At 42.7% G+C, this 11,740-nt stretch carries 11 protein-coding genes; all 11 read left to right on the top strand.

Annotated features, from left to right (window positions below):
• Entirely contained in the window at nucleotides 1–1,185 is a 1,185-nt protein-coding gene (locus tag G498_RS0111850; RefSeq protein WP_026981341.1) for a glycosyltransferase, read from the top strand.
• Nucleotides 1,182–2,234, top strand: a complete 1,053-nt coding sequence (locus G498_RS0111845) for a glycosyltransferase family 4 protein (protein ID WP_026981340.1) — start codon at nucleotides 1,182–1,184, stop codon at nucleotides 2,232–2,234. Before G498_RS0111850 ends, G498_RS0111845 begins: the two co-directional genes overlap by 4 nt.
• 20 nt (nucleotides 2,235–2,254) lie before the next feature.
• Nucleotides 2,255–3,328, top strand: a complete 1,074-nt coding sequence (locus G498_RS15545; RefSeq protein WP_081694235.1) for an acyltransferase family protein — start codon at nucleotides 2,255–2,257, stop codon at nucleotides 3,326–3,328.
• Nucleotides 3,319–4,470, top strand: a complete 1,152-nt coding sequence (locus G498_RS0111835) for a hypothetical protein (protein WP_026981339.1) — start codon at nucleotides 3,319–3,321, stop codon at nucleotides 4,468–4,470. Before G498_RS15545 ends, G498_RS0111835 begins: the two co-directional genes overlap by 10 nt.
• Complete coding sequence (locus G498_RS0111830) at nucleotides 4,467–5,558, top strand: hypothetical protein (RefSeq protein ID WP_026981338.1); 1,092 nt, start codon at nucleotides 4,467–4,469, stop codon at nucleotides 5,556–5,558. Before G498_RS0111835 ends, G498_RS0111830 begins: the two co-directional genes overlap by 4 nt.
• Nucleotides 5,555–6,709: a glycosyltransferase family 4 protein gene (locus tag G498_RS0111825; protein WP_026981337.1), complete on the top strand. Its 1,155-nt coding sequence runs from the start codon at nucleotides 5,555–5,557 to the stop codon at nucleotides 6,707–6,709. The genes G498_RS0111830 and G498_RS0111825 overlap by 4 nt, the downstream gene beginning before the upstream one ends.
• Complete coding sequence (locus tag G498_RS0111820; RefSeq protein WP_026981336.1) at nucleotides 6,699–7,301, top strand: sugar transferase; 603 nt, start codon at nucleotides 6,699–6,701, stop codon at nucleotides 7,299–7,301. Before G498_RS0111825 ends, G498_RS0111820 begins: the two co-directional genes overlap by 11 nt.
• On the top strand, nucleotides 7,301–7,915 hold the full coding sequence (locus G498_RS0111815) for an acetyltransferase (protein ID WP_316928685.1): 615 nt from the start codon (nucleotides 7,301–7,303) through the stop codon (nucleotides 7,913–7,915). Before G498_RS0111820 ends, G498_RS0111815 begins: the two co-directional genes overlap by 1 nt.
• Nucleotides 7,916–8,467: a sugar transferase gene (locus G498_RS0111810; RefSeq protein ID WP_026981334.1), complete on the top strand. Its 552-nt coding sequence runs from the start codon at nucleotides 7,916–7,918 to the stop codon at nucleotides 8,465–8,467.
• 73 nt (nucleotides 8,468–8,540) lie between these two features.
• A complete protein-coding gene (locus tag G498_RS0111805; protein ID WP_026981333.1) occupies nucleotides 8,541–9,677 on the top strand; it encodes a DegT/DnrJ/EryC1/StrS family aminotransferase in 1,137 nt (378 codons plus the stop codon).
• Nucleotides 9,678–9,700: 23 nt separating this feature from the next.
• Nucleotides 9,701–11,674: a polysaccharide biosynthesis protein gene (locus G498_RS0111800; protein WP_394330618.1), complete on the top strand. Its 1,974-nt coding sequence runs from the start codon at nucleotides 9,701–9,703 to the stop codon at nucleotides 11,672–11,674.
• Nucleotides 11,675–11,740 lie beyond the last annotated feature (66 nt).

Here is an 11,740-nt window from a genome sequence, read left to right as displayed (position 1 = left end):
ATGCAGAAAATACTATTCATTACTTGGGACGGACCGCAAACCAGTTACATGGAAGGCTTGTTTTTGCCTATTTTCAACGCAATAAAGAAAACAGATGCAATTGATTTTCATGTGATTCAGTTTACCTGGGCCGATCAAAGTAAAACTGACAGCATCCGGAAAATTGCGGATTCATTCGGAATTCATTATGCTGCATATAAGATTCAAAGAAAACCAATTGCGCTTTTAGGAAGCCTTTTCACTTTGTTTCAGGGAAAATCCTTTCTTCAGCAATACATCGATCAACATAAGATTGATGTGGTCATGCCGCGAAGTACGATGCCGGCGGTTATGGTCAATCGGCTGCGCCTTAAAAATACTAAAATCATTTTCGATGCCGACGGTTTGCCACTCGAAGAGCGAGTCGATTTTTCCGGACTTTCCAAAGCCAGTAAGCAATACCAATGGCTGAAAAAAGAAGAAACCAGACTTCTGATAAAGGCAGATGGTGTACTGACCCGTTCGCAAAAAGCCATAGCAATTCATCTGAAAACCATCGGAAACCAGTTTCACGATAAATTCACCGTAGTTTTTAACGGAAGAAACCCTGAATTTTTCCAACCGTATGCTTCCCAAAAAACAGCAGTCCGCAAAATGCTCGGCATTCCGGAAGATGATTTTGTGTTCGTGTACTGCGGTTCGCTTGGGCCACAATACGGCTGGGAAGAAATGCTGACCATTTTTAAGTCCTATCATACAATAAAATCAACCGCCCGATTCCTGATTGTATCCGGTAATCCGGAATTCGTGAAAGACAAAATCCCTGAGGAGCTGCAAAACAGTATCATAGTTAAAAGTGTTCCGTTTGCAGAAGTGCCTAAATTTCTGTCGGCCGCGGATGTGGCTTTTGCGATTCGCAAACCAACGTTCAGTATGCAGGGTGTGGCACCCATTAAATTAGGGGAGTATCTGTTAATGGGGCTTCCTACGATTGCTTCGGCCGGTATTGGCGACACGGAAACCTTGCTCGAAAATGTTCCGGGAACGTTTCTTTTTGAACACAACGATGCGCAGGCAATTGAAAAAGCCGTTACTTTTGTAGCCAACTTAAAATACGATCCGTTATTGCTTCGGGAAGCCGGGGAAAAATATTTCTCCCTTAAGAAAAGTGCGGAAAGTTACCGGAAGGCATTTCAAAAATTATGAGAGTTCTTTATCTCACAAAATACACACGGAAAGGAGCGAGCAGCAGGCTTCGCAGTTTTCAGTACTTCCCGTTACTGGAGCAGGATGGTTTTGCAATAACCGCCGCGCCACTCTTCAGCGACGCTTATCTGGACCACCTTTACAACGGACAGACTACCGTTTTAGAGGCAGTGAAAGGATATTTGCGAAGGTTTTTCATTCTTTTTACAGTTTTCCGATATGGTGCAATTGTAATTGAAAAGGAGCTTTTTCCGTACTTGCCGCCTTTTGCGGAAAGACTGCTGTGGCTGTTCGGGAAAAAATATGTGGTAGATTATGACGATGCCATTTTTCACAATTACGATTTGCATCCGAATAAGGTGTTGCGTTTTTTTCTGAAGCATAAGATTGATACGGTTATGCGTTTGTCAGGAGCGGTTATTGCCGGGAATGCATATCTGGCAGAAAGAGCCCAAAAAGCGGGCGCAAAAAAGGTAATCATCATTCCGACTGTAATCGATATTAACCGCTATACCGTAAAACCGAAACCTTCCGGAGCAAAAACGGTAATTGGATGGATCGGGTCGCCTTCTACTTTTAAATATGTAAAGCAGCTTTTTCCGGTCTTTGAGAAGCTAATCCGGCAACACGATTTCGAATTGCAAATCGTGGGTGCTAAATCGGATGAAAAGCCTTCTTTTCCGATTACATTTATAGACTGGAGCGAAGAAACGGAAGTCATATCCATTCAAAATTTCGACATCGGGATTATGCCTTTGGAAGATTCGCCTTGGGAAAAAGGAAAATGCGCCTATAAAATCATTCAGTATATGGCCTGCGGATTGCCGGTTGTGGCTTCACCGGTCGGGATGAACAAAGACGTGGTCGCAGTCGGTAAAACGGGTTTTTTGCCTAAAAATCCGGAAGAATGGTGCGAAGTTTTTCAAATTTTAACACAAGAAAAAACAAAAAGTCGTAATTTTGGGACGTCCGGCAGGCAAGTAGTTGAAAATGAGTATACCTTGCAAAGGTATGTTCGGAAATTAATTACAGTCTTAAGGACGATTTAACCCAAGCCCCAAAGAATAGCATGCCCAAATTACGAAAACACAACTACCTAGACATCCTACAGGTCTACAGGGGTTTAGCAGCCCTTATGGTAATTTTTCATCATTCCGTCGGATCGTTGCGATATTACCATCATGTCGAAAACCCAATTTTAACTTTTTTAGGTGATATCGGGAAATTCGGAGTCGATTTTTTCTTCGTACTTTCCGGATTTATCATTGCCTATTCGGCCTCTTTCAGTTATCATAAGCCGAATGCGTTTAAAAAATACATAACCGGAAGAATTTTAAGGATTTACATTCCGTACCTTCCCATCGGCATTGCCATGTTGTTCCTGTATTCGCTTTTTCCGGATTTTTCCAATGCGGAGCGCGATATCAGCTGGTTTACTTCCCTTACGCTTATTCCCAACGGAAGCCCTGCGCTTTCCGTAGCCTGGACACTGATTTTTGAAATGATGTTTTATTTGTTGTTTAGCATCACTTTTGTTTCCAGAAATGTCTGGAATTATTTTATTGTTTTTTGGGTAGTGGCGATTGTGGTTTGCAATTACACTTCGCTGCAATACCTGTTAAATGACGGAAATCCTGTCTTAAAAGTCTTTTTTTCGGCGTATAACATCGAATTTGTACTAGGGTATATTTTAGCGCAACTGTTTATCCGAAAAGTAAAATTAGGATTCTCCGTGCCTTTGCTGTTAACAATCCTGTCTTTAAGTTTTTACCTTTATCTCATGGGTGTAAAAGCCGATACGGTCTTTTTTGCGGAAAATCTGATTTTCGGGATTTTTGTTTTCTTCATGCTTTATCTTTCGGTTACGAAATTTACGTTCCGGATTAAGAAAACCGAGCTTTTTATGTTATTAGGGAATGCCACGTATTCCATTTACCTGATTCACAATCCGATTCAGATGATTATAATTCGTACATTCCCTAAAATTTCTACTGAAATTAGTCTTACATTTGCGATAGTTTTAGCAGTGGTAATTTGCTGTGTGGCAGGTTATCTCTACTCGTTGGTTTTTGAAAAAATGGCCATCAAAGCTGCGAAAAAGCTTATCGTATACAGTAGAAAAAGAGAACGTATTTGGACTTAATTGTAGTATTACTGATTGTTGCCTGCGGAGTTGGCTTTACCTCGGTTTTTAAAGACACACTGCCCGCTTCACAACGTAAACACCTGAAGAACTTGTGGTTTTTTCATATCGTTTTCGGGTTGTATTACTGCTTTTTTGTTCAGGGTGACGCGATTGGTTACTGGCGGATTGCCCAGGAAATGACTTCCGAAGATTTCTATAAGTTTATCAACGAGCAGAAAGGAACGTACTTTTTGTTTGCGGTGAACTACTTTCCGGCCAAACTGCTCGGATTGTCTTATCTTTCCGGAACAATGCTTTACACACTTTTAGGATTTATAGGACTTAGTTATTTCTACGTGATTGCTTACCAAACGGTTCCTTCAAATCCGAAATACGGTAATTATCAGTTGTTTCCCTTGGTTTTCTTCATGCCGAACCTGCATTTCTGGAGTTGCGGAGTAGGGAAAGACACGCTGTTGTTTTTGTGTATCGGAATGTTTGCTTATGGTTTGCTCTTACCTGCAAAGCGGATATTTTTGTTATTGTTTGCGTTGGCACTTTCGTACTACATTCGACCGCATATTACACTTTTTTTACTGGTGGCTTTCGGACTTTCCTATGTTTTCAGTTCTAAGGTTTCCGGTGCCAAAAGGGTGATGTTATCGGTGATTTTGATTGGTATCGGAATTGCCATTCTGCCTTCTGTAATGGAATTTGCCAAAATTGAAGAAACCACTATCGACAGCTTCGAACAATTCTCTGAGAAAAAAGCCGATTTGTTAAGCCGTGCCAGTTCGGGTTCGCGTATCGATATCTCCTCATACCCTTTCCCGCTGAAAGTGTTTACTTTTTTGTTCCGCCCGTTATTCTTTGATATCAACGGAATTCCGGCCGCCATTGCCTCTTTTGAAAACCTGATGCTGTTGGTAATCACGGTAAATATTTTTAAAAACAAACCGGTACAGATGTTTAAAGCCGCTCCGTTTGTGATAAAAGGACTGGTTATTTTTCTGATTATCGGAACCTTGGCGTTTTCGCAATCGTTAGGAAATCTCGGTATCATGATTCGGATGCGGAACATGTTCCTGCCGGGCTTGCTTATTTTTATCCTTTGGAGTTTTTCCTATCAGCAGCGAAACCATAAGCGCATTAAATTTTGATACCTGCCGATAAAATAAAAAGCAATCGTTTCCTGCTCTTTTTGTTGGGCTATCATTTGATTTTTACGTATTTCAGCTGGGACTATTTTGTGGAAAACGGCGGCGATGCTGCTTTCTACTGGTTTCAGACCGAGGCGTCCCGAAACCGTCTGCTTTGCGATTTATTTCATTACGGTTCGGATGTAATCTTACTGTTTAATTATTTCTTTGCCAACATATTGCACCTGGATATTGTTTTTGGTTTTTTACTTTACAGTCTGATTGGTTTTTTGGGTATTTTACAGTTTTACCGATTGGGAAAAGCCCTTATGAACGGATGTACGACAGTGTTTGGAATAGATTTTCTTTTTTTGTTGTTATTGCTTCCGAATCTTCATTTCTGGACCGCAACATTAGGAAAGGAACCCGTTTGCTTTTTACTGATAACGGCTGTATTGCTTGAAATCTGTCAGAAAAAATATTTTTCCATCAAGCTCATTGTGGCTTTTCTGCTGCTGATGGCTATTCGGCCACACATTGCCTTGTTTTTGCTGACCGCGGTAATGTTCGTGTTTTTTTTCGGAAAACAATTGAAACCCATGCAAAAACTGCTTTCAGGGTTAGTGTTTCTGATTGTCGCTGCCGTGGCGGGTTATATGGTGCTTCAGCTTTCGGAAATCCGCTATCCCGATTGGGAACGCATCCGCTATTTTAACGAATATTCGCTGTTGTCTTTTAGAGATTCCGGAAGTTATGTGCCGATGCTAGACTATTCCTATCCGTATAGATTATTCACGTTTTGGTTCCGTCCTTTTCCCGGAGAATTTACCACTTTTTTGGGTTGGGGATTGGCCTTAGAGAATATCGTGTGGCTGCTTTTGCACCTGACCGCGTTATTTTTGCTGGCCCGAAAATGGCAACAACTTCATTTTACACCGGTTATGAAAATTATACTGCTTTTTGCCGTAATTTCAGCGGTAATTATAGTGCAGCGTTATGCCGGGTTTGGTATTTTTGCACGAACCAAAATCATGCTCCAGCCTTTTACAGGGTTGGTTTTGTTGTGGATTTTGACTTTTGTTCCGCCCCAAACTGAAAAAAATACATGAAAAAAATTGTCCGTATTACCACCGTACCGCTTTCTCTGGAAAAACTTCTGGAAAATCAGCTGCGTTTTATGAACGGGCATTATGAGGTGATTGCGGTTTCTTCGGAAGGAGCACGTTTGCGGAAATTTGGAGCCAAAGAAGGCGTTCGCACTTTCGAAGTCGGTCTTACCCGAAAAATAACACCTTTACAGGACCTGAAAGCCGTGTGGCAGTTGTATCGTTTTCTGAAAAAGGAGAAACCTTTTATGGTGCATTCCCACACGCCAAAAGCCGGAATTGTAGGGATGCTGGCTGCAAAATTAGCAGGAGTCCCCAATCGGTTGCATACCGTGGCCGGATTGCCTTTGCTGGAAACTGCCGGAATTAAGCGAACCATATTAACGGCTGTCGAAAAGCTTACCTATTCCTGTGCCACCAAAGTCTATCCAAACTCTAAAGGATTGCGACAGATTATCCTTCAGGAAAAATTCTGTTCCGAATCGAAATTAAAAGTGATTGGTGAAGGAAGTTCCAACGGCATTGATACCGAATATTTCAGCAGAAAGAGTCTGTCTCAATCCGATGCCGAGCAACTAAAAAGCCAATTAAGCATTACCCAAGAGGATTTCGTATTCGTATTCGTAGGCCGGATTGTCGGCGATAAAGGAATTAACGAGTTAATTGCCGCTTTTGACAAGATTTCCGCTGAAAGCAAGAAGGTAAAATTACTTTTGGTCGGACCTTATGAAGACGATTTAGATCCGCTTTCCGAAACCACCGTGAAGCGGATTAATGAGAATAAAAATTGCATTTCCGTGGGTTATCAGCAGGATGTGCGGTTGTTTCTCGCCATCAGCCACTGTCTGGTTTTTCCGAGTTACCGCGAAGGATTTCCCAACGTGGTCATGCAGGCCGGCGCGATGGAACTGCCCGGTATCGTAACCGATATCAACGGCTGTAACGAAATCATCACTCATGAAAAAAACGGCCTGATTGTACCTGTTAAATCTTCGGAAGCGTTGTATCTTGCCATGCAGAGGATTTTGTCTGAAAAGGATTTGTACTTGAGGCTGCAACAACACGCCCGGGAAGCAATTACCTCGAGATTTGAACAAAAAGTTATCTGGGAAGCCCTGTTGGCCGAATACCAAAAACTGGAACATGTATCGTAATTTTTTTAAAAGAATCCTGGATTTTAATGTGGCACTTTTGCTTTTGCTGCTGCTTTCGCCAATCCTGCTGTTTGCGATAATCGGATTGTTTTTTGCCAATAGCGGGAAACCTTTTTTCGTACAACAGCGCCCTGGGCAACACGGAAAAATATTTACGATTGTGAAGTTTAAAACGATGAACGATAAAAAAGACCAAAACGGCCATCTGCTTTCCGATGCCGAGCGGTTAACGTCCATCGGACGTTTTGTGCGTAAAACTTCGCTGGACGAATTGCCCCAGTTATTCAATGTCGTAAAAGGCGATATGAGCCTGATTGGGCCGCGTCCGTTGCTGGTGCAATACCTTCCGCTATACAACGAACATCAGCGAAAGCGGCATGCGGTACGGCCGGGGATAACAGGCTGGGCACAGGTAAACGGACGAAACGCCATCAGCTGGCAGCAGAAATTTGATTACGATGTTTGGTACACCGAAAATATTTCCTTAAAATTGGATGCCGTCATCGTGTGGAAAACCATTCAGAAAGTTATTAAAAGAGAAGGAATATCGGGGGAAGCGGTGGCAACGGCAGAACCCTTTAAAGGAAATTAATGCATATGTATATTTTTGGCGCCAGCGGTCAGGGAAAAGTAATCGCTTCCATTTTAAAAGTTCTTAAAGTGGCAGAGCTCAAAGGTTTTATTGATGATAATCCTCCGTCGGATGCGGTTTTCGGATTGCCTGTTGTGCATGCTTCTGCAATGAACGCTGTTGAAAATCAGTCGCTAATTATCGGAATCGGAAATAACGCTAACCGAAAAAAAGTAGCCGAACGGTTAAACGCACATTATTTTTCTGTGGTACATCCAAGCGCTGCTGTTTGTGAAAGTGCGGTTTTGGGTTCCGGGACGGTTGTGATGCCGAATGCCGTAATTAATGCCGATACCACCATCGGGAAGCATTGCATCATCAATTCCGGAGCAGTGGTGGAGCACGATTGTACCGTGGCAGATTATGTGCACATTTCTCCCAATGCAGCGTTGGCCGGGAATATTGAAATCGGTGAAGGTTCGCATGTAGGGCTTGGAGCTGTTGTTTTGCCGGGTGTGAAAATCGGGAAGTGGGCAACCATTGGAGCCGGAACCGTGGTGCTCAAAGATGTGCCGGATTATGCCGTGGTGGTGGGAAATCCCGGGCGAATCATTAAATACACAAACGCAGAATAAATGCTTTTAAAACGTCTTTTTGATCTTTTTTTTTCAGGTTTTGCCCTCTTGTGTATCGGCTGGCTGATTCTTTTGTGCTGGCTGCTGGCCACGCTGGATACCAAAGCCAACGGGTTTTTTCTGCAAAAGCGCGTGGGACAACAGGGTAAGTTGTTTACGATTATCAAATTAAGAACGATGAAAGACGGAAAAGTAACACCAATCGGGGCTTTTTTCCGAAAAACCAAAATCGACGAGCTGCCTCAGTTTTTGAATGTGCTAATTGGCGATATGAGTGTTGTGGGACCAAGACCGGATATTGTTGGATATTATGATCTGTTAGAAGGAGAAGAACGCAATATTCTGAAGTTAAAACCGGGTTTAACCAGTGCGGCATCGCTAAAATATTTCGATGAAGAATACCTTTTGACACAGCAGGAAAATCCTTTGGAATATAACGATACCGTCATCTTTCCGGATAAGGTAAAAATGAACCTGGATTATTACTACCACCGCAGTTTTTTCGGTGATCTGAAAATCGTGATGGCCACCATTTTTCAAAAATTACTATGATTGCGTATTAACTTTCAAAAGATTCTGTAAATTTGCTCACCAGTTCCCCAAAGCTGCATCTAACTTATTGAAAATGAACAAGGAAAAAATTTGGCTGTCTTCACCTCATATGGGAGGAAATGAACAGCGGTACATCAAGGAGGCATTTGACACCAACTGGGTGGCTCCGCTAGGGCCAAACGTATCCGGTTTTGAAGCGGATTTAGAAGCGTATTTACAGCAAAATTCGCAGGTAGCTGCGTTGAGTTCCGGGACAGCCGCCCTTCATTTAGGGTTGCTGTTGTTAGGGGTAAAAGCCGGTGATGAGGTACTTTGCCAGAGCATGACTTTTTCCGCTTCGGCCAATCCGATAGTGTATCAGGGCGCACAGCCCGTTTTTGTAGACAGCGAACCAACTACCTGGAACATGTGTCCGAAAGCTCTGGAAGCGGCCATTCAGGACAGAATTTCAAAAGGAAAGAAACCCAAAGCGATTATACCGGTTCATTTGTACGGAATGCCTTATCGGGTAACTGAAATTTTGGAAGTAGCCCAAAAATACGATATTCCGGTGCTGGAAGACAGTGCGGAAGCATTGGGAAGCCGCTATAAAGGAAAAGCCTGCGGAACTTTCGGAGATTTCAGCGTACTTTCTTTCAACGGAAATAAAATTATCACCACATCGGGAGGCGGAGCGCTTGTTTCCAAAAACAGGGAAACGAAAGATAAAATTGTGTTTTATGCCACACAATCCCGTGATCAGGCGCCTCATTACCAGCATTCCGAGATAGGCTACAATTACCGCATGAGTAATATTTGTGCCGGGATTGGCCGAGGGCAAATGGAAGTTTTGGATGCACATGTTGCCTTGCGAAGAAAAATGCACGACCTTTATGCGGCTTTTTTTTCTGAAATTGCCGGTGTTACGGTATTGCAGGAACCGAATGAGGACTTTTTCTCCAACCATTGGTTAACGGCCATCACCATTAATCCGGCCATAACAGGGAAAACAAGAGAAGAGTTGCGTCTGGCCTTAGAGCAGGAAAATATAGAAAGCCGCCCGTTGTGGAAGCCGATGCATCTGCAGCCGGTTTTTGCAAACTGTCCGTTTTACGGTTCAGGAGTTTCAGAGCAGCTTTTTGAAGACGGACTTTGTCTGCCTTCGGGTTCTAATTTAACCGGACAGGAAATTGAAAGGATTTTTGTAACATTGAAAGCTTTTTTTAATTAATTCCAGAGAAAAGGAGTATGGTGGTGAAAAAGAATTCGGGATTTACCTTAAAATCGGCCTTCAATCTGGTTCTGAGTGGCAGCAGCTTAAATTTTTCCATTAAAAATCTGAGTTACCTTCCGCGTTGGATCATACTGATGCTCGATATTTTCATGGTGCTTGTCTCCGGATTTCTGGGCCATCTTCTCTTAAAAGGGATCGGACTTAATTTCGAACTCAACCGGAATATGTCTGCAGTGTTAACTCTGTATCTCGGGGTAACCGTATTTTTCTTTTGGGTTTTCCGCACGTATTCGGGAATTATCCGACATTCCAGCTTCATAGATGCCGTAAAGCTTTTTATGGCGCAGTCGTCAGCTTTTCTTTTTTTATTGCTGGTCAATACTTTTTTTGAAGTATTTCAAGGCGGAAAACTGTTTTTAAACACAAGGCTTTTTATCAGTATCGTGCTTTCTTTTATGCTGTTACTGCTTTATCGGATTGTGGTAAAGCAGGTATTCGAGCATTATATGATTGCCAGTAAGCATAAAGGAATCACCAAAGCACTTATTTACGGAGCGGACGCCAATGCGATTTCAGTAGCCAATGCACTTCGTTTTGAAACGCCGGCCCGCTACAAGGTAATCGGATTTGTAGACCGTGAGAATAAAAACTCATCGAAGCGGATTCTGGATCTGCCTATTCTGCATCATGAAAAAAGGGTTCCGGTTTTGTTGCGGTCTCAGGGTGCACAGGCCTTGATTATAGCCGACCGTTCGCTTTCAAAAGACGAAAAATTAGCGCTGGTAGACGACTGTTTGGAGTACAACTTTAAAGTATTGTCTGTTCCCGATTTAACCGATTGGGAAAATCAGGAAGATATTTCCAAAAAAATCAAGAATTTCCAGATTCAGGATTTGCTGGAACGCAATCCGATTCAGCTTGATAACAAAGCGATTTCCGATCAGATAAAAGGAAAAACCATTATGATTACCGGTGCGGCCGGTTCTATCGGAAGTGAAATTGTCTGGCAGGTTTGTGCCTTCGGACCAAGTCGCATCATTTTGGTGGATCAGGCCGAAACCCCGCTGCATCACTTAAGCCTTGAATTAGGGAAGCAGAATTTCGGCGTGACGATTGAAAGTACGATTGCGGATATCCGGAATTTTGCCATGATGAAATCCATTTTTGCCAAAAGCAGACCGGATGTGGTGTACCATGCCGCCGCCTACAAACACGTGCCGCTGATGGAAGAAAACCCGTCGCAGGCCGTTTTTACCAATGTTTCAGGAACTAAAAACCTGGCCGATTTATCTGTGGCTTATGGTGTGGAAAGTTTTGTGATGGTTTCCACCGATAAGGCAGTAAACCCAAGTAATGTAATGGGGGCCAGCAAGCGAATCGCCGAGAAATACGTGCAATCGCTGTTTTTCTCCTTAACCGAAAAACAAAACAATCCTACCAAATTTATAACCACCCGTTTCGGAAACGTATTAGGCTCTAACGGTTCTGTGGTGCCTTTGTTTACACAGCAGATTGCCAACGGTGGCCCGATTACGATTACCCATCCGGAAATCATTCGTTATTTTATGACGATACCCGAAGCCTGTCAGCTGGTTTTGGAAGCGGGCGCCATGGGAATGGGCGGTGAGATTTTTATTTTCGACATGGGGAAACCGGTTAAGATTATCGATTTGGCCAAAAAGATGATCCGTCTGGCCGGATTGCGACCGGATAAAGACATTAAAATTGAGATTGTGGGATTACGTCCGGGGGAAAAATTATACGAAGAATTGCTGAACGATTCCTCGAAAACCCTGCCAACTCACCATGAAAAAATTATGATTGCCAAAGAGGCTACGGATGATTACGAAGATGTAAACAAACAAATTTTGGAATTGCTGGAACTTTCCACCGCCCTGTATTCGGAACAAATCGTGGCTAAAATGAAAAGTATCGTTCCGGAATACAAGAGCATGAACTCCGAATACGAAACGCTGGACGAAGCAAAAAACTGATATTCGGATAATTGCGTATTAATTCTATCTTTGCAAAAAATTGTATATGCTCTTTCCAAAGTTTAA

Origin of the sequence: Flavobacterium suncheonense GH29-5 = DSM 17707, assembly GCF_000430025.1 — a bacterium.
GTDB lineage: Bacteria > Bacteroidota > Bacteroidia > Flavobacteriales > Flavobacteriaceae > Flavobacterium > Flavobacterium suncheonense.
This window is presented reverse-complemented; position numbering and strand designations above follow the sequence as displayed.